Here is an 18,263-nt window from a genome sequence, read left to right as displayed (position 1 = left end):
GGGCAAGAAGGTTGCGAATTCGCGGTCCGAGGAGGGAGCCACCGATGATTCTGCTCCGTCGCCTGCTCGGTGACGTGCTGCGTCGGCAGCGCCAGCGCCAGGGCCGCACCCTGCGTGAGGTCTCCTCATCCGCCCGGGTCTCCCTGGGCTACCTGTCGGAGGTCGAGAGGGGGCAGAAGGAGGCTTCCTCCGAACTGCTCTCCGCGATCTGTGACGCCTTGGACGTCCCGATGTCCGAGGTGATGCGGGAGGTCAGCGACGATTTGGCGCTTGCCGAGCTTTCCGAGTCGGCTGCTGTCGGATCGGCAGCCGCGCCTATGCGGCCGCTGCTGGGCGCGGTTCCGTCCGTACCGTCCGGTCGTCCGGACGAGCGGGTCACCATCAAGGCGCCGAAGGCGCCCGCCGAGGCCGTGGACGTCGTCGCGGCCTGAGGAGCGACACAAGCAGTTCCGGGACGAGGCCCCGGCCGGTGGATCACCGGCCGGGGCCTTGCTCTTGCGTCCGCGCGCGGTGGACTGCCTCCGGCCGAGCGGGTGTTGCAGTCCCCTGGCGCGGTCCCGTGCTCCCGCCGTCCCACGTCCTCCTGGCCGGGTGCGTGGGCCCGCGCGGCCGGGGAAGGCGTACGGATGTCGCCGCAGAGGCGATCTTCTGTGTGCGACCCGATCGACCTAGGAGGACGCATGACGAGCGTCGTGGTGAAGAGCACCCTGTCCGATGAGGCCCAGGCGACCGTGGGCGACGCACTGCGGCACACCGTGGCGGATCTGATCGACCTGTCGCTGGTCGCCAAGCAGGTGCACTGGAACGTCTACGGTCCCCGGTTCCGCTCCGTCCACCTCCAGCTCGACGACGTGGTGACCACCGCCAGGACCTATGCGGACACCGTGGCGGAGCGGTCCGCCGCGATCGGCGTGCCGCCGGACGGCCGCGCCGCAACGGTGGCCAAGAGCAGTCTCATCCAGGAAGTGCCTGAGGGCTGGATCCAGGACGCCGAGGTCGTGAACGTCATGATCGCGGCCCTGGACGCGGTGATCCGGCGGGTCCGGGACGGCATCGAGTCGACCGGGAAGGCCGACCCCGTCAGCCAGGACATCCTGATCGGCCTGGCCGCCGAGCTCGAGAAGCACCACTGGATGTTCCAGGCCGAGAACGCCTGAGACTCGCGCTCGGTGACGGTCGCCCACTGTTGACCTGGGCCCCGGGATCGTCGCAGGCAGTAGCCGTTTGTGTACGCCAGTGGAGTGAACGTCGTGCGAGGTGCGACGGCAGAGGTCTAGGGATCTTGAGGGGCGGGGATCGCACCTCTGTACGGGGAAAGCCCGGGACCTGGTCCCTGGTGATTCCCGCCGCAACCTCGGGGCTCCGAAGGAGGCGGCCATGTGCGTCATTCGGCTGTTTCAGGAGCTGTGGGCCCGGCGGCCCGTCCGCTGGGTCATCGCTTTCGTCGCGGGCGCCATGTGGTGGTGGGCCATGGTCCGGCTCACCGTCCAGCCCGCTCAGGCAGGTCCCCTCGAAGGTCTCGTCGCAGCCGGCGGCTGGGGCCTGAGCATCATCCCGATGCACTCGGCCAGGTGGTCACGGGGACCGGACGGCGCGGTGGTGCCCGTTCGTGAGGACGGCGCCCCCATGAGCAGATGGCCATGGGGGAGAGTGCCGGGGCCGCGTAGCCACTCCCTGCCAGGGCACGATGACTCCGCCGTCAGGCGGGTGAATCTGGCCCGTCGTGATGGCTGAGGCATCACGGGTCGGGGAACCGGCGAAATCCGGGAGGAGCACGGTGTGCACCACGCCCTCGGGCCGCCCACGCGGCCCGGGGGCGTGGTGCGCGCTCCCTCCCGGGCCGCACGCGGGCGAAGGGTCATCGGGACGGCGTGTCCCCGGGCTTGGTCCTGTCGGCAGGATCGCGCCCTCAGGCCGTCGGCTCACGGATGGTTGACGCTGCGTCAATGAACGCGGGAGCCGGAACGGGACTCCGCCTGCGGAGCCGGGCCGCGCTGGCAGCGGGGGCACCAGTAGGTCACCCGCGCCTGACCGCGCGGGCCTTGGTCGGCGACGCGGATGGTGGTGCCGCAGCGCAGGCATGGCTGACGGGCCCGGCCGTAGACCCAGTGGGTGCGGCCGCGGCGGGTGTCCCCGGTGGTGATGTGGCCGTGCCGGGCCTTGTTGGCCTCCAGCAGCCGCTGTGCCAGGTCCACGATCCGTTCCGGCGCCGCGACGTCACCGACCGGCGTCCACGGTGTGACACCGCGCAGGAAGCACAACTCGCATTTGTAGACATTGCCGAGGCCCGCGAGGTTGCGCTGGTCCAGCAGCGCCTCGCCCAGCGGGCGGCCGGGGGGTGTCCCCAGCCGGAACGCGGCCTCGACGGGATCCCAGTCAGGGCCGAGCAGATCGGGGCCGAGATGGCCGACCGCCTTGCTCTCCTCGGTGGTCCGCAGCAGCTCCAGCACCGGCAACCGGTAACCCACGGCCACCTGTTCGGCATTGGCCAGTACGGCCCGGACCTGGTGGTCGGGACCGCCCCGCCAGCGCTCGTCCGGCCCGTACACCTGCCAGGAGCCGTCCATGCGCAGGTGCGAGTGGAGGGTCAGGCCGCCCTCGACCCGGGTGAGCAGATGCTTGCCGCGCGCGACCACCTCCTCGACCTGCCGTCCGGTCAGATCGGCGGTCGCCAGGCGCGGCACCCTCAAGTCGCCGCGGAGCAGCACCCTTCCGGCCAGCGCACGGTGCAGACGGTGCGCGGCGAACCAGATCGTGTCTCCCTCGGGCACGGCGCCCCCCCCGTCAGGCCCGCAGCCGCAGGCCGCGGGGTGTGGCGTGGAAACCGGCCGCCTCCAAGGCGCTGCCCAGCGTGGAGGTAAGGGCCGGCTCGCCATTGGTGCGCTCCACCGTCAGACGGCCCAGCGCCCCGTCCCGTACCGCCAGCGCCAGGGCGTCGGCGGCGGCCTGGAGGCGCTCCTCGTCCTCGGCCCACGCCAGCAGGGTCTTCCCGCCGCGCTCCACATAGAGCAGGAGTTCGCCGTCGGCCAGCACGACGAGTGCGCCCGCTTTACGGCCCGGCCGGTGGGTCACGCCGGGGGGCTGCTCGGGCCACGGCAGGGCGGCGCCATAGGCGTTGGCGGGGTCGGCGGCGGCAAGGACGACCGTACGGGCCTTCTCGGGGCGGCCCTCCTCGCGGTCGCGGGCGTTGCTGAGGGCACGCAGCCGGTCCACGGCTCCGTCCATCGCGAACTGGGCCGCGCCCAGGCCCTCCACGACGTAACCGCGGCGGGCCTGCCCGGTCTCCTCGAAGGCAGCCAGCACCCGGTAGGCGGCGGAGAAGCCGCCCTCGACGCCCTCGGCGGCCACCGCGCCGCGGGTGACGACGCCGTGCCGGTCCAGCAGGGTGTGGGTGAGGGCGTGCGCCCGGTGCGTGGGGTCGGTCTCCAGGGCCGGTACGAGGGACCAGCGGCCGGCCGTGGTCGGCGGGCCGCCGCGGGACGCCGTGGCGCGTGGCACGCCGCCCGTGCGTGCGGTGAGGCTCCCGTAGCGGCCTCGCGGGACCGCGCGGGGCGCCCGGTGGGCGGTCGAGCCCGCGGTGCGGCCCGAACCGAGCAGCGCGCGCAACGGCGAGAGGGTGTCGTTGGTGAGCCGGCCCGACCAGGCCAGCTCCCAGACCACCTCGGCCAGTTCGGGGTCGCTCGGCTCGTGCCCGGCCGCCCGAACCTGTTCGGCGATCTGCCGGAAGAACAGTCCGTAGCCGGCCGACAGCGCGTCCAGGACGGCAAGGTGGAGCGGGGAGAGTTCCAGGGGCTGCGGCTCGGGCAGCAACAGGGGCGCGGTCTCGGCGAGATACAGCGCCACCCAGCCGTCCTTGCCCGGCAGGGCGCCGGCCCCCGACCACACCACCTCGCCGGCCGAGGTCAGCTCGTCCAGCATCGCCGGGGTGTAGCCGGTGACACGGGCCGGGAGCACCAGCTTCTCCAGGGCCGAGGCGGGTACGGCCGCGCCCTGGAGCTGCTCCACCGCCCGGACCAGCCCGTCCGGTCCGCGCAGGCCGTGGGTGCCCACGTGCTGCCACTGCGGCAGGAAGGACGCCAAAGTGGCCGGCGGCACCGGCTCCAGCTCATGGCGCAGCGCGGCCAGGGACCGGCGGCGCAGCCGACGCAGCACGCCCGCGTCGCACCACTCGTGCCCGGCGCCACCGGGGCGGAACTCGCCCTGCACCACGCGCCCGGAAGCGGCCAGACGGTGCAGTGTGCCGTCCGCGACAGCCGTGCCCAGGCCGAAGCGGTGGGCCGCCTCCGCGGAGGTGAAGGGGCCGTGGGTGCGGGCGTGACGGGCCAGCAGATCCGCCAGCGGGTCCTTGACGGGCTCGGTGAAGGCCTCCGGCACGCCGACCGGGAGCGCGGTGCCCAGCGCGTCCCTCAGGCGCCCGGCGTCCTCCACGGCCGCCCAGCGGTCCGTGCCCGCGATGCGTACGCGGATCGCGCGGCGCGCGGTCTCCAGGTCGGCCGCCCAGCCCGGTTCGGCGCCGCGGGCCGCCAGCTCGGCGTCCTCGAGCGGCCCGAGCACGCGCAGGAGGTCGGCGACGCCCTCGGCGTCCTTGACCCTGCGCTCCTCGGTCAGCCACTGCAACTCCTGCTCCAGCTCGGCCATCACGCCGGCGTCGAGCAGTTCGCGCAGCTCGGCCTGGCCCAGCAGTTCCGCGAGCAGGTGGGAGTCCAGGGACAGCGCCGCGGCGCGTCGCTCGGCGAGCGGGGAGTCCCCCTCGTACAGGAACTGCGCGACGTAGCCGAAGAGCAGTGACTTGGCGAAGGGCGACGGCTCCGGGGTGGTGACCTCGACCAGCCTGACCTTGCGCGACTCGATGTCGCCCATCAGCTCGACGAGGCCGGGGACGTCGAAGACATCCTGGAGGCACTCGCGGACCGCCTCCAGGACGATCGGGAACGAGCCGAACTCCGAGGCGACCTGCAGCAGCTGCGCGGCTCGCTGCCGCTGCTGCCACAAGGGGGTGCGCTTGCCCGGGTCCCGGCGCGGCAGGAGCAGTGCGCGCGCGGCGCACTCGCGGAAGCGGGAGGCGAACAGCGCGGAGCCGCCCACCTGGTCGGTCACCAACTGCTCGACCTCGCCCTTGTCGAACGCCACGTCGGCGGCGCCCACCGGGGACTGCTCGGTGTCGAACTCGGCGCCCTGGCGGGCCGGGTCCACGTCGAGCAGGTCGAGGCCCATCAGGTCCGCGTCGGGCAGCCGCAGCACGATGCCGTCGTCGGCGTGCATCACCTGTGCGTCGAAGCCGTACCGCTCGCCCAGGCGGGCGCCCAGGGCCAGCGCCCAGGGCGCGTGCACCTGTGCGCCGAACGGCGAGTGGATCACGACCCGCCAGTCGCCGAGCTCGTCGCGGAAGCGCTCGACCACGATCGTGCGGTCGTCCGGCACATGGCCGCAGGCGCGGCGCTGCTCGTCCAGGTAGGCCAGCACATTGTCGACGGCCCACGGGTCCAGGCCCGCGGCGGACAGCCGCTCGCGTCCCTTGGCGGGGTCGAGCCGGCCGACCTCGCGGAGGAACGCGCCCACCGCCCGGCCCAGTTCCAGCGGGCGGCCGAGCTGGTCGCCCTTCCAGAACGGCAGCCGCCCGGGCACGCCGGGCGCGGGCGAGACCAGCACCCGGTCGCGGGTGATGTCCTCGATGCGCCAGGAGGTCGTGCCCAGCGTGAAGACGTCCCCGACCCGGGACTCGTAGACCATCTCCTCGTCGAGCTCGCCGACCCGGCCACCGCCCTTCTTCGGGTCGGCGCCCGCCAGGAACACCCCGAACAGGCCGCGGTCCGGGATGGTGCCGCCTGAGGTCACCGCCAGCCGCTGCGCACCAGGTCGTCCGGTCACCGTGTTGGCCACCCGGTCCCACACCAGCCGCGGCCGCAGCTCGGCGAAGGCGTCCGAGGGGTAGCGACCCGCCAGCATGTCCAGCACGGCGGTGTACGCCGAGTGCGGGAGCGCGGCGAAGGGCGCGGCCCGGCGCACCACCGCCAGCAGCTCGTCCACGTCCCAGGTGTCCAGCGCCGTCATCGCGACCAGCTGCTGCGCCAGGACGTCCAGGGGATTGGCGGGGATGCGCAGGGCCTCGATCGCACCTTCCTGCATGCGCTCGGTGACGACGGCCGACTGCACCAGGTCACCGCGGTACTTGGGGAACACCACGCCCGTGGAGACTGCGCCCACCTGGTGCCCGGCACGGCCGACCCGCTGGAGCCCGGAGGCCACCGAGGGCGGCGACTCCACCTGGACGACCAGGTCGACCGCGCCCATGTCGATGCCCAGCTCCAGGCTGGAGGTCGCCACGACGGCCGGCAGCCGGCCCGCCTTGAGGTCCTCCTCGACGAGGGCGCGCTGCTCCTTGGAGACCGAACCGTGGTGGGCCCGCGCCAGCACCGGCGGCGCCCCGTGCGCGGCACCCGACTGCGCCATGATCTCCGCCGGCGGCGCGCCCTCGGGCAGCGGTTCGCCCATGGCGCGCTCGTACGCGATCTCGTTCAGGCGGTTGCACAGACGTTCCGCCAGGCGCCGGGAGTTGGCGAAGACGATGGTGGACCGGTGGCTCTGCACCAGGTCGGCGATCCGCTCCTCCACATGGGGCCAGATCGACGGCCGAGGGTCGTCGGTCTCCGATGCGGGGGAACCGCCCAGCTCGCCCAGGTCCTCGACCGGCACGACCACGGACAGGTCGAACTCCTTCTGGGAGGGCGGCTGTACGACCGTCACCTTGCGCTGCGGCGACAGGAACCGCGCCACCTCGTCCACCGGGCGCACGGTCGCGGACAGGCCGATGCGGCGGGCGGGGCGCTCCAGAAGCTCGTCCAGCCGCTCCAGGGACAGCGCCAGATGCGCGCCGCGCTTCGTGCCCGCCACGGCGTGCACCTCGTCGAGGATCACGGTCTCCACGCCGCGCAGCGCGTCCCGCGTCGAGGAGGTCACCATGAGGAACAGCGACTCGGGCGTCGTGATGAGGATGTCCGGCGGCCGTGTCGCCAGCGCCCGCCGCTCGGCGGCCGGGGTGTCGCCCGACCGGATGCCGACCCGCACCTCGGGCTCCGGCAGCCCCAGGCGCACCGCCTCGTGCCGCAGTCCCGTCAGCGGGCTGCGCAGATTGCGCTCGACATCGACGGCGAGGGCCTTCAGCGGCGAGACGTACAGCACGCGGCAACGGCGCTTGGGGTCGGCGGGCGGCGGTGTCGACGCCAGCCCGTCGAGCGCCGCCAGGAACGCCGCGAGGGTCTTCCCGGAGCCCGTCGGGGCCACCACGAGGACGTCGGAGCCGCCGGAGATCGCCCGCCACGCCCCCGCCTGGGCGGTCGTGGGCGCGTGGAAGGCCCCCGTGAACCACGCCCGCGTGGCCGGTGAGAATCCGTCGAGCGCCCCGGCCGTGTCCGCCTCCTCCGGTGCGCCCCCGCTGTTCCGTCGCGACATGCCTTCCATCCTGCCTCGCACCACTGACAACGCGCCCCCGTCCGCCCGAACCCGGGCCCGCAGGGCAGGTTCCGTACGGACGGCGTCCGTGACGGATGTGACGGATGTGATGCATGCGACGCAGGTGGCGCACATGGCTGTGGTGACGGGCGGGCGGGCCCGGTCCGGGGTGCGGGGCCGCCGGGGGCGACGGCGGCCGGGAGGGACCCGGGCGGCGCAGAATGGGCGCATGGCAGGGGAGGAGCGGGCGCGGCACTGGCGGCATCCGGGATTGCCGGACGTCGATCTGCTGCGGGCGCGGTACGTGCGCAAGACGTTCGTGCGGCACACGCACGAGGCGTTCGTGCTCGCGGGCATCACCGGAGGCGTCGAGGCCTTCCACCACCTCGGCACGGTCGAGCGGGCCGGCCCCGGGGCGATGGCGCTGATCAACCCGGGCGAGGTGCACACGGGCCACGCGGGCGTGCCGGAGGGCTGGTCGTACAGCGTGATCTATCCCGGGGCGGACGTGGTGGCCGCCGTGGCCGCCGAGACGACGGCGATCCGGGGAACGGCCCGCTTCGCGACGGCGGTGGCGGACGACCCACAGGCGGTGCGCCTGGTCACGGAAGTGCTTCGCGCGGCCGAGGTCCACAACGCCCTCGCCGCCGACACCCTGATGCGGCTGGTGATCGCGCGCCTGCTGCGCGACCACGGGGGCACGATGGCGGCGCGGGCGCCGCTGACGGCCGGGGCGCGCAATGCCCGGCGTGCCCGGGACCTCCTGGAGGGGCGGATGGCCGATCCGCCGCCTCTGGCGGAGCTCGCGGCGGTCCTGGACACGAGCCCCTTCTCCCTGCTGCGCGCCTTCCGCGAGCTGTACGGGATGCCGCCGCACGCCTGGCTGACCGACGCACGGGTGCGCCGGGCACGCCGTCTCCTGGATGCCGGGGCGGCGCCGGCGGAGGCGGCCGTGGCCGTCGGCTTCACCGACCAGCCGCACCTGAACCGGCACTTCACCCGCATCGTCGGCGTACCGCCCGGCGCCTACCGGCGGGAGCGCAATAACGTACAAGACGGCCCCCAGGGTGCCGCCTAACGTCGGACGGGTGACCGCAGCACCCATGGACGCCGAGAACGCCGAGAACGCAGAGAACGCAGAGAACGCAGAGCTCCCCCGGAGCGCCCCGAGCACAGGGGAGACCGGAAGGACCGGGGACGCCGGTGAGCGAGCGCGTCCTGCACGGCCGCGTTCGGCCGTGGTGCGCGACGCACTGGGCGTGGGCGTCGCGGTGGGGCTCTCCGGATTCGCCTTCGGCGTGACCTCGGCGGGAGCCGGACTGAGCCTGCTGGAGACGTGCGCGCTCAGCCTGCTGGTCTTCACCGGTGCGTCGCAGTTCGCGCTGGTCGGGGCCCTGGGCGCCGGCAGCGGCGCCTACGCGGCCGCGGGAGGGGCGCTCTTCCTCGGCATACGCAACGCCTTCTACGGGCTGCGCCTGTCCGGACTGCTCGGGCTCCCGCGCGCACTGCGTCCCTTCGCGGCGCAGTGGGTGATCGACGAGACCTCGGCCGTGGCGCTCGCGCAGCCCGACCGGGCGAGCGCCCGCATCGGATTCACCGTCACCGGCGCCAGTCTGTACGCGTTGTGGAACCTGACCACCCTCGGCGGCGCCTTGGGCGCCGCGGCGCTCGGGGACCCGGCCGACTGGGGCCTGGACGCGGCTGGTCCCGCGGTCTTCCTGGCACTGCTCGCGCCCATGCTGCGGGGACGCCGCGAGCGGGCCACGGCGGCCGTCGCCGTTCTTCTCGCCCTGGTCTGCCTGCCGTTGCTGCCCGCCGGGGTGCCGGTCCTGGTCGCGGCGGTTGCCGCGCCCCTCGTCCTGGCCGCCACCCGCCGCAAGGGGAAAGACCGTTGAGTACCTGGATCGCCGTCGCGGCCACCGCTTTCGGCTGCTACGCCATGAAACTGCTCGGCCTGTCCATCCCGGCCGGCTTCCTGGAACGCCCCCTGGTGCGGCGGCTGGCCGCGCTGCTGCCCATCGCGTTGCTGGCGGCGCTGACGGCACTGCAGACCTTCGGCGACGGACGCGCCCTGGTGCTGGACGCGCGGGGCGCCGGACTGGCGGCGGCCGCGTTGGCGTTGCTGCTCCGCGCGCCCTTCCTCGTGGTCGTGGCGGTGGCGGTCGTGGTGACGGGATCGCTGCGGGCCGTCACGGGGTGACGGGTTAGGGTGACCCGTCAAAACCGTTGCCGAAGTGGGGGTGGGGACGATGGCGGCCGACGCCCTGCCGGTCCTCTCCGATGCGGCCCGCGCTCTCGCCGCGCGCTGCGAGTCCAAGGCGGGCGATCTCGCCCGCCGGATCACCGAAGCCGCCCTGACCGGACCTCCCGCGCCCGCGGACCTCACGCCGGAGGCGAAGGACCCCCGCATCGCGGCGGCCGCGCGGCACGGGCTGCGCTGGCTGATCCGGCGCGCGGTGCGGGGCGACCGCGGCGACACGCGCCTGCTGCGGGAACGTGCCGCCCAGCACGCCGACGACGGGCTGCCGTTGCACCTCCTGCTCCGCGGCCAACTGCACGGCACGCACGCCCTGTGGCGGTCGCTGCGTGCCGCCGCGCGCCCCGGTGAAGAGGAGGCGCTGATCGAGCTGGCGGGCTTCCTCCTCGCCGCCCAGGAGTATCTGGTCGGGGCGGTGTCCGAGACCTACGTCGACGAACGCGCCGCCCTGGCCGCCGAGGAGCGCGAACGCGACCGCTTCCTGGTGCGGGCGCTGCTCGACGGCTCGCTGCCCGCCGACCGCTTCCCGGCGGCCCGGCTGGGGCTGGCGGACGGCGCCCTGGTGCTGGCGTTGCGGCTGCCGCCAGGTGACGGCCCGGTCCGCGCCCCTTTGGCGGTGCGGCGGGAACTGCGCCGTGTGCAGGCCGCGCTCGACCGCACCTACGGCACAGACGTGCCCGCCGTGCTGGACACCAGCGGCGGTCACGCGGTCGTGCCCGGCCACGCGGTGCCGCACGGCACCGACGAGGACCTGGTGGCGCGGCTGAGACACGCCTGCTCCCCGGAGATACGGGTGGCCGCCGTGCCCGCCGCGGATCCGGGCGCGATCGCCGGGGCGGCCCGCACGGCCTCGGAGATCCTGCGGGTGGCCCGGGCGGGCGGACTCGCCGCGGGACTGCACCGGCTCGACGACGTGCTGCTCGAGTACCACCTGGCGCACCGCGACGGCAGCGGCGAACGGATCGCCGCGCTGCTCGACCCGATCACCGGGCGCCCGGACCTGGTGGAGACCCTGCGCACGTATCTGGGCAGCCGGCAGGAGCGCCGGAGCACGGCCCGGCAGCTGGGCCTGCACCCCAACACCGTCGACAACCGGCTGGCCCGCATCACCGAACTGACGGGCCTGGACCTCGCCACGCCCCACGGCACGGCCCTGGCGCTGGCCGCGCTCCTGCTGCGCGACGCCGCCGCGGCGGGCTGAGGGGGCCGCGTGCCCTTCAGCCGTCGAGGGACCGCCCGTAGGCCCGCAGCGTGCGCAGCGCGTCGACGGTGACGACCGGCCGCCACTCCAGCGCGGTCCCGGGCGCCCATTCCTGCCACCGGATCGGCCAGCCGCCGTCCTCCTGCTGCTGCGCCGCGAGGAAGTCCAGTGCCGCGTCCGTCTCGGCGTCGGAGAACCACTGACGGGCGAGGGAGTCCGGGCCGGCCGCGTAGTCGTACGCGAAGTGGTGCTCGCCCGGCGCGTAGCCGGACGGGACGGGCACCTCCCCCACGCGCCGCGGGTCGAGCGCGACGAGGCGCTGCTCGCGCACCAGGCGCCCCAGCCGCGCGGCGGCCTCGCGGGCCCGCATCCGGTCCGGCGCGTGGTCGAGGAACGCCAGGGCCGCGACGACCTCGTACGGATGCGTCTTGTCCAGCGCGTCGATCGCCTCCCAGCAGAAGTCCGTCGCCCTGAACAGCCAGGCGTGCCACACCCCGTTGCGGTGCAGCGTCCCGACCACCGGCGCCGTGGTCAGCAGGTCGCCCGGCGGATCGTCCGCCACCGGCAGCCAGGGGGCGGCGGGATAACCGCGCACGGAGGGATGCACGGCCGGCAGTGCGCCCTCGGGGGTGGAGGCGGCGGTCAGGTAGCGGCAGATCCGCTCGGCGCGCTGACTGCCGCACCTGCCGATCTCGTCGAGCACGCGCAGGGCACGGGCGACGTGCAGCGGCTGGCTCACCGGACCGCGCAGATCCGGCTCCAGAGCGTGGCCAAATCCCTCGTCGTCGTTGCGGTACGCGGTCAGCGCGGACTCCACCGCGTCCGCCGGCCCGTTCCTGAAGTGGTACGCGAACCTGCGCTGCTCGAGCACCCGTGCGGTCAGCCACACGAAGTACTCGGCGCGCTCTAGCGGGGTTGCTGGCATGTGCGCACAGTAGGCCTCCGTGCGCTCTCTGCATACGGCTGCGCCCTTGGAGCACCCTGCCGTGCGACCACGCGCCCCCTGGCGCGGGACACCAGGTGCCGGAGGTTGACGTTCCGTACGAACCGCGTGGTCAATGTGCCCCGGAAATCGCGGGGAGAGGAGCGGCGACGGCGGATACACCGGCGGCAAGCCTGGCTCCGGGGACTGGTTGCCTGGCTCGGGGCGGGCCGGTCTTTCCCGGCTGCGGCCACGCGATCCACCGGGCCGCGGACACCTCACGGGTTCCCTCACCGGGCGGGGAGCGGACGCATCGAGGGCCGTACAGGCGCCGGCGCACTGCCGGTCACACCCTCCGGCGAACGCGCCGGAAGTGTGCGGCTGGGTGCACCGGCGACCTCTGCCGCCGCCTCGCCGACGGGATGCACGGGCAGTCCCCGCGGCTCCCCGTCCCCGTGCCGCGCCGGCCACGCCTCTCGCGGAACCATCGGCTGTCGCCCTCCGTCACCGCTCCGAAGCGGTCCTCGTCGCCCTGGAGAGCCTCGACGCCGCGCCGGGGCCGCCCGACGACCGGCTGCGGGTCACCTTCCGTCCGCAGGCTCTCGCGGGGGACACCGCCCTGCTCGCCCGGCGCGCCGCCCCGGAGCGCAGACGGGTCGCGACGGCCGGCGACCCCGCTGGCCGGCTCTGTCGCACTTGCCGGTGCGACGCCGGCCCCGACCGACCGGACCGCCGCTCGAGCCCCCCTGCCGCCCGGTGGCAATGCGCCCGGCGGCATGCGGGGGTTTGAATGGGAGGGAAGTCCAGGAAAGCGGGCGCATGGGTGAGCACGCACCACACCGACCTCCGCAATCTCGACGCGCCGCATGACGGCGGCGCCGTGTTCGTGGTCGACGCGCACGGCAACGTCGTCATGTGCAGCGAGGCGGTGCGCGAACTCCTCGGCCTGACGCCCGAGAAATTGTGCGGCCGCCCGGTCGCGGACCTGCTCGTCGACGCCGGCTTGTGGCCCCTGACGGGGTCGCACGGCGATCTGGAGCTGCGCCGCAGGGACGGCACGACGGTCATGGTGTGCCTGGAGTCGCAGTCCATGACGGCGCCCGGCGGCGGGGGACTCGTCGTGAACATCACGCCCCTGGCGCTCGCCGTCCGCCGCCAGGAGGACGAGGCACTGGTCAGGGCCCTCTTCCGGCAGCAGCGGGTGGGGCTGGCGATCCACAGCATGGATCTGACGACAACCCGCCTCAATCTCGCCCTGCACCAACTGGGCCAGGTGCCGGAGGAGGGCGACACGGCGACGGTGTTCAGCCGACGCGTCGAGGAGGAACTGATCCCCGCGGACGCCGAGGCGGTGCTGGCACTGCTTCGGCGGGTGGCGGACACGGGCGAGCCGATGGTCGACTGGGTGCACAGCGCCCGGCTGCTGAGCGAGCCGGAGCGGGAGCGGGCGCTGTCGTTCTCCGCCTTCCGGCTGCAGGCTGCCGCAGACCGCCCCATCGGCGTCGCGGTCGTCTTCACCGACGTCACACAGGAGCACGCGGCGCGTGAGCGCATGTCGTTGCTCCAGGCCGCCGCCGAACACATCGGCCGCAGCCTGGCCGTCCCCACCGTCGCCCGGGAACTGGCGGACGTTCTGGTGTCGCGGGGATTCGCCGGCATGGCGGCAGTGGACCTCACACAGGCGGTGCTGTTCGGCCAGGAGCCCGGCGAGGCGGGGGCCGGAACCATCTTCCAGCGGGTCGCGGTGGCCTCCTCCGACGGTGACTGGCCGCCGGAGATCCACCCGCTGGGTGCCACGTTCGCGGTGCCCGCGCTGGCCGAGGAGTACCTGCGCCGGGGCACGGCCGGGCTCCAGCCGCACATGGGCCAGTGGCGGGCCGGCCACGTCCTCGGCTCCGAGGAGGCCATGGCGCTGCTGCCGGATGCCGCGGAGTCGTTCCTCGTGGTGCCGCTGAGCGCCCGCGGCCTGGTGCTGGGCACCTTGATGCTGTGGCGCACCAGTGCCGTCGCCCCCTTCGGCCACGGCGACGCCGCCCTCGCCGAGGAGATCGCCTCGCGGGCCGCCCTCGGGCTGGACAACGCCCGCCGGTACACCCGCGAGCACCGCACCGTCGAGGCGCTGCAGCGCAGCCTGCTGCCGCCCGCCGTCACCGAGACCCGTGCGGCGCGGACCGCCGGCAGCTACGTCCCGGCCGGCAGCACCGAAGGGGTGGGCGGCGCCTGGTTCGACGTCATCCCGTTGTCCTCGTCGCGGCTGGCGTTCGTCATCGGCGGCGTGACCGGCCACGGCCTCAACGCGGCGGCCACCATGGGGCGGCTCCGGACCGCCGTACAGACGCTGGGCGACCTCGACCTGCCCCCCGGCGAACTCCTCGCCCACCTGGACGACCTGGTGGTCCGGCTCGGCGATGTGGAGCCGCCGACCGAGGACGCACCCGGCGACGCCCCGTCCACGGCGACGGGGGCAACCTGCCTGTACTGCGTGTACGACCCGTTGGCGGGCCGCTGCGAGATGGCCAGCGCCGGACACCCGCCGCCGGTCTTCGCCGCCCCCGGCGCTCCCGCCGAGGTCGTCGACGTCAAACCCGGGCCGCCGCTCGGGGTGGACAGCCTGCCCTTCGAGCCGGTGGGCTTCGACATCCTGCCGGGCAGCATGCTCGCCTTCTACAACCTGCCGCTGCTGTCGCAGCCAGACGGCACCCCGGCGGAGCGTCTGGCCCGCATGCGCGCGGTACTCGCCGCGGACGCCGCGGAGGGCGCCACGCCCACCCGCACCGGCCGCACGCTCCTTGACGACCTGCTCCCAGGTCCGCCCGACGACGACGTGACCCTGCTCGTCGCCCGCATGAGGCCGCTGCCCCCCGACGCAGTCGCCACCTGGCGATTCCCCGCCGACCCCGCGGTGGTCGCCGAGGCCCGCACGGCGGTGGAGGCGCAGCTGGAGCGCTGGAACCTGACGCACTTGGCGTTCCCCACCGAGCTGATCACCAGTGAACTCGTCACCAATGCCATCCGCTACGGCGGCGCCCCTGTCAGCCTGCGCCTGATCCGGGACGAGAACCTGGTCTGCGAGGTGTCCGACGCCAGCCAGACCCAGCCGCGGCTGCGCCGGGCGCGCCTGTCCGACGAAGGAGGGCGCGGCCTGTTCCTGATCGCGCAGCTTTCCAGCCGCTGGGGGAGCCGCTACACAGACACCGGTAAGACGATCTGGGCGGAGCAGCCCCTGGGGGACGCCGGGCGGTGACCGCGCCGTTCACCATTGCGGGTGAAACGCGCGGACGCGCGCCCCGGGCGCCCCCTGTTTCGCGAGGCCGGGAGGTTCCCTCGTAGGAGAGGAACACAAGGGGGTCTCCATGCGGCCTGTCGACGGCACCCGCCGCCCCACGCGGCGCGGCTTGTGGTGCGCGACGGTCCTGATCGCCCTGTTCTCGCTCCTGCACGCGGCCTTCACTCCCGCCGGTGCCCACGCGGCCTCCACCGGGACCGGCCGCTGCGCCGCGCCCGCGAGCGCTTCCTTCCAGCCGCTGGCCGTCCCGGCCGACAGCGGGCACCACGGGGGCGGCTCCGACTCCTGTCGCGTCGCCGCCCCGCACTCCCGGCACGGGCACGCCGTCCGCGACCTTGCGACGGCCGTGACACACGACGACGGTGCCCAGGCCGCCGTGCCGGACGGCGGCGCGTGCCGCGCCGCCACTGCCGCCGCCCAACCGCCGAACGCGCCTTCGGCGCGGCCCGTTCCGCGCTGCTGACAGGGCCGGGGCCGCTCGCCCCTGCTCAGGGGACGTGTCCCGTCCCCGGTACCGCCCGGCCTTCCATGGCCCGGCGCCCCCTGTCCGCGTTCCGCAACGAAGGTGCACGCCATGCCTCCTGCCGTCCCGTCCGTCACGCGCGTCCTGCGCACCGATCTCACCGCCTCGCTCGTCGTCTTCCTCGTCGCCCTGCCGCTGTGCGTGGGCGTCGCCGTCGCCTCCGGCGTCCCCGCGGAACTGGGCCTGGTCACCGGCATCGTCGGCGGCCTGGTGACCGGACTGCTGCCGGGCAGCAGCCTCCAGGTCAGCGGACCGGCCGCGGGCCTCACGGTGATCGTCTACGAGGCCGTCCGGGAGCACGGCGTGGCCGCGCTCGGTGTCGTGGTCCTCGCCACCGGCGTGCTGCAACTCGCCCTGGGCGCGGCCGGGCTGGGCCGGTGGTTCCGGGCCATCTCGGTGTCGGTGGTCGAGGGGATGCTCGGCGGCATCGGCCTGGTCATCATCGTCGGGCAGCTGTACGCCATGGCCGACCACGAGGCGCCCGCCTCCGGCCCCGGCAAACTGACCGGTCTGCCCGGCCTGGTCGCGCATGCGGCGACCGAACCGCGGGCGCTGTCGGCCCTTGCCGTGGGGGTGGGCACGATCGCGGTCATCATGTTGTGGCAGCGGCTGCCGGCCAGGGCCCGGGTGGTGCCGGGGGCGCTCGTGGCGGTCGCCTGCGCCACGACGGCCGGGGCGCTGCTGCACCTGCCGCTGAAGACCGTTCAGGTGCGGGGAGTGGTGGACGCGCTGCGGCTGCCCGGCGCGGATGCGCTCGGCGCGCTCGCCTCGCTCGAAGTGCTCGGCACCGTCGTGGCCTTCACGCTCATCGCCTCCGCGGAGAGCCTGTTCAGCGCGGCGGCGGTGGACCGGCTGCACGACGGTCCGCGTACCCGCTACAACAAGGAACTCATGGCCCAGGGCGCGGGCAACACCGTGTGCGGGCTGCTGGGGGCGCTCCCCATGACGGCCGTCATCGTGCGCAGCTCGGCCAATGTGCACGCCGGGGCCCGCACGAAGGCCTCCCGGGTCCTGCACGGGGTGTGGCTGCTGCTGTTCGCCGCGCTGCTGCCGGCCGTCCTCGGGTACATCCCGCTCGCCGCTCTGGCCGGTGTCCTGGTGCACGCGGGCGTCAAGCTGCTGCCGGTCGCCTCATTGCGGGCGCTGTGGCCGGCGCACCGGGGCGAGGCCGTCGTCCTGGCGGTGACCGTCACCGCCATCGTGACGGTCAACATGTTCGAGGGTGTCCTCATCGGGCTGGGGCTCGCGGTCGCCAAGACGGCGTGGGAGATCTCGCAGGTGCACGTGGCCGTCACGGACCGCGGGCAGGGTGCCATCACCGTGCGGCTCAGCGGGAACGCCACCTTCCTGCGCCTGCCGAAGATGCTCGACGTCCTGGAGGCCCTGCCCGCGCACCGGCCCGTCGAGCTGGACCTGACGGGGCTGCGGCACCGGGACCACGCGAGCAGCGTTGCCCTGCGCTCCTGGGCGGAGACCCGCACCGCCCCCGGGACGGCCGCCGTACGGCCGGCACCGGTCGTCTGACCCGCGCCGGGAGGGTCAGTCGAACGGTCGTGGTGCGGTTGCCAGTGCCACAGCGCAGGCGGAGCGTTGCCGTACACACCCCGCGGCGCGTGCCGTGACCCGATGGGAAGGGAAGGGGGCCGGCGATGAAGGCCACCAGAGCCCGGCGCATCGCGGAGTTCATCGAGCCGCTGCGTGTGGAGCCGGGGTCGAAGGTGGACCTCGCCGAGGACTACGACCCCCGCTACAAGGCCCACCTGACCAAGCCGGAGGGCGTGGAACTGCTCAAGGCAGGCGTGGCACTGCTTGCCGAGTACCAGGCGCGGCTGGCCGCCCAGGACACCTACGGCGTGCTGCTGTGCCTCCAGGCGCTGGACGCCGGGGGCAAGGACGGGACGATCCGTCACGTCATGAGCGGTGTCAATCCGCAGGGGGTGAAGGTCAGCAGCTTCAAGGTGCCCTCCGCAGAGGAGCTGGACCACGACTACCTGTGGCGTTACGCCCGCAGGCTGCCAGCCCGCGGGGACATCGCGATCTTCAACCGCTCGCACTACGAGGAGGTGCTCGTCGTACGCGTGCACCAGGAGGTCCTCGACCGCCAGCGGCTGCCGGGCGCCCGGCACGGCAAGGCGCTGTGGAAGCGCCGCTACCGGGAGATCAACGACTGGGAGCGGTACCTCACCGACAACGGCTTCAAGGTGGTCAAGGTCTTCCTGAACCTCTCCAAGGAGGAGCAGCGCGCCCGCTTCCTGAAGCGGATCGACCTGCCGGAGAAGAACTGGAAGTTCTCCGCGGCGGACGTCCGGGAGCGGCGCCACTGGGACGCCTACCAGGAGGCGTTCTCCGAGATGCTTTCGGCCACCAGCACCACCTGGGCGCCCTGGTACGTCGTGCCGGCGGACCGCAAGTGGTTCGCGCGGATCTGCGCGGCGGCCGTGCTCGCGCACACGCTGATGGAGATCGACCCCCAGTACCCCACGGTCGGCGCGGCGGCTCGCGAGGAACTCCTCACCGCCCGGCGGGAACTCGAGGCCGAAGCCCCCAAGGGCGCACCGGCCGACCCCTACGGGGCCGGCCACCCGCGCGACGGGCACGGCATGTGACCGGTTGATCGGAGGCTGG

Annotated in this window: 13 protein-coding genes; 10 read left to right on the top strand and 3 right to left on the bottom strand. The window is 74.1% G+C overall.

Features of this window, described 5'->3' with window-relative positions:
- Positions 1-44 precede the first annotated feature (44 nt).
- Together RV983_RS10840 and RV983_RS10835 are read left to right on the top strand one after the other, a co-directional pair.
- Entirely contained in the window at positions 45-431 is a 387-nt protein-coding gene (locus RV983_RS10840; RefSeq protein ID WP_389245877.1) for a helix-turn-helix domain-containing protein, read from the top strand.
- Positions 432-680: 249 nt separating this feature from the next.
- On the top strand, positions 681-1,157 hold the full coding sequence (locus RV983_RS10835) for a Dps family protein (RefSeq protein WP_475985585.1): 477 nt from the start codon (positions 681-683) through the stop codon (positions 1,155-1,157).
- Positions 1,158-1,943: 786 nt separating this feature from the next.
- Here the strand turns inward: RV983_RS10835 and RV983_RS10830 are convergent.
- Together RV983_RS10830 and RV983_RS10825 are read right to left on the bottom strand one after the other, a co-directional pair.
- On the bottom strand, positions 1,944-2,771 hold the full coding sequence (locus tag RV983_RS10830) for a DNA-formamidopyrimidine glycosylase family protein (protein WP_475985584.1): 828 nt from the start codon (positions 2,769-2,771) through the stop codon (positions 1,944-1,946).
- Positions 2,772-2,784: 13 nt separating this feature from the next.
- Positions 2,785-7,449 carry an ATP-dependent helicase gene (locus RV983_RS10825; protein ID WP_475985583.1) on the bottom strand — a complete coding sequence of 1,555 codons (4,665 nt, stop codon included), beginning with the start codon at positions 7,447-7,449 and terminating at the stop codon, positions 2,785-2,787.
- 229 nt (positions 7,450-7,678) lie between these two features.
- On the opposite strand from RV983_RS10825, the gene RV983_RS10820 reads away from it, so the two are divergent.
- The 4 genes from RV983_RS10820 to RV983_RS10805 are packed head-to-tail and all read left to right on the top strand — an operon-like array spanning position 7,679 to position 10,907.
- Positions 7,679-8,527 (top strand): AraC family transcriptional regulator, encoded by an 849-nt coding sequence (locus RV983_RS10820; protein WP_475985582.1) that lies wholly within the window; start codon positions 7,679-7,681, stop codon positions 8,525-8,527.
- 25 nt (positions 8,528-8,552) lie between these two features.
- Positions 8,553-9,344 (top strand): AzlC family ABC transporter permease, encoded by a 792-nt coding sequence (locus tag RV983_RS10815; RefSeq protein ID WP_475990284.1) that lies wholly within the window; start codon positions 8,553-8,555, stop codon positions 9,342-9,344.
- Complete coding sequence (locus RV983_RS10810; RefSeq protein ID WP_475985581.1) at positions 9,341-9,649, top strand: AzlD domain-containing protein; 309 nt, start codon at positions 9,341-9,343, stop codon at positions 9,647-9,649. Before RV983_RS10815 ends, RV983_RS10810 begins: the two co-directional genes overlap by 4 nt.
- A gap of 49 nt (positions 9,650-9,698) precedes the next feature.
- A complete protein-coding gene (locus RV983_RS10805; protein WP_475985580.1) occupies positions 9,699-10,907 on the top strand; it encodes a PucR family transcriptional regulator in 1,209 nt (402 codons plus the stop codon).
- A gap of 16 nt (positions 10,908-10,923) precedes the next feature.
- Here RV983_RS10805 and RV983_RS10800 read toward each other — a convergent pair whose 3' ends face one another.
- On the bottom strand, positions 10,924-11,832 hold the full coding sequence (locus RV983_RS10800; protein WP_475985579.1) for a hypothetical protein: 909 nt from the start codon (positions 11,830-11,832) through the stop codon (positions 10,924-10,926).
- Between the two features lie 820 nt (positions 11,833-12,652).
- Between RV983_RS10800 and RV983_RS10795 the strand changes: the two genes are divergently transcribed.
- From RV983_RS10795 to RV983_RS10780, 4 genes are all read left to right on the top strand, one after another.
- The gene (locus RV983_RS10795; protein ID WP_475985578.1) at positions 12,653-15,073 is read left to right on the top strand and encodes a SpoIIE family protein phosphatase; all 2,421 of its coding nucleotides are present in this window, start codon (positions 12,653-12,655) and stop codon (positions 15,071-15,073) included.
- Between the two features lie 109 nt (positions 15,074-15,182).
- Complete coding sequence (locus RV983_RS10790) at positions 15,183-15,578, top strand: hypothetical protein (RefSeq protein WP_475985577.1); 396 nt, start codon at positions 15,183-15,185, stop codon at positions 15,576-15,578.
- Positions 15,579-15,689: 111 nt separating this feature from the next.
- The gene (locus RV983_RS10785; RefSeq protein WP_475985576.1) at positions 15,690-17,162 is read left to right on the top strand and encodes a SulP family inorganic anion transporter; all 1,473 of its coding nucleotides are present in this window, start codon (positions 15,690-15,692) and stop codon (positions 17,160-17,162) included.
- 125 nt (positions 17,163-17,287) lie between these two features.
- Entirely contained in the window at positions 17,288-18,244 is a 957-nt protein-coding gene (locus tag RV983_RS10780) for a polyphosphate kinase 2 family protein (RefSeq protein WP_475985575.1), read from the top strand.
- The last annotated feature ends 19 nt before the right edge of the window (positions 18,245-18,263 follow it).

The organism is Streptomyces sp. RLA123 (genome assembly GCF_056270165.1).
The sequence above is the reverse complement of the archived record's forward strand: the minus strand, read 5'-3'. Positions and strand labels throughout refer to the sequence as shown.

Coding starts and splice junctions, on each gene's coding strand:
- RV983_RS10800 (WP_475985579.1), bottom strand. CDS start 11,832: ATGCCAGCAACCCCGCTAGAGCGCGCCGAGTACTTCGTGTGGCTGACC.
- RV983_RS10815 (WP_475990284.1), top strand. CDS start 8,553: ATGGACGCCGAGAACGCCGAGAACGCAGAGAACGCAGAGAACGCAGAG.
- RV983_RS10820 (WP_475985582.1), top strand. CDS start 7,679: ATGGCAGGGGAGGAGCGGGCGCGGCACTGGCGGCATCCGGGATTGCCG.
- RV983_RS10805 (WP_475985580.1), top strand. CDS start 9,699: ATGGCGGCCGACGCCCTGCCGGTCCTCTCCGATGCGGCCCGCGCTCTC.
- RV983_RS10835 (WP_475985585.1), top strand. CDS start 681: ATGACGAGCGTCGTGGTGAAGAGCACCCTGTCCGATGAGGCCCAGGCG.
- RV983_RS10825 (WP_475985583.1), bottom strand. CDS start 7,449: ATGTCGCGACGGAACAGCGGGGGCGCACCGGAGGAGGCGGACACGGCC.
- RV983_RS10785 (WP_475985576.1), top strand. CDS start 15,690: ATGCCTCCTGCCGTCCCGTCCGTCACGCGCGTCCTGCGCACCGATCTC.
- RV983_RS10790 (WP_475985577.1), top strand. CDS start 15,183: ATGCGGCCTGTCGACGGCACCCGCCGCCCCACGCGGCGCGGCTTGTGG.
- RV983_RS10840 (WP_389245877.1), top strand. CDS start 45: ATGATTCTGCTCCGTCGCCTGCTCGGTGACGTGCTGCGTCGGCAGCGC.
- RV983_RS10780 (WP_475985575.1), top strand. CDS start 17,288: ATGAAGGCCACCAGAGCCCGGCGCATCGCGGAGTTCATCGAGCCGCTG.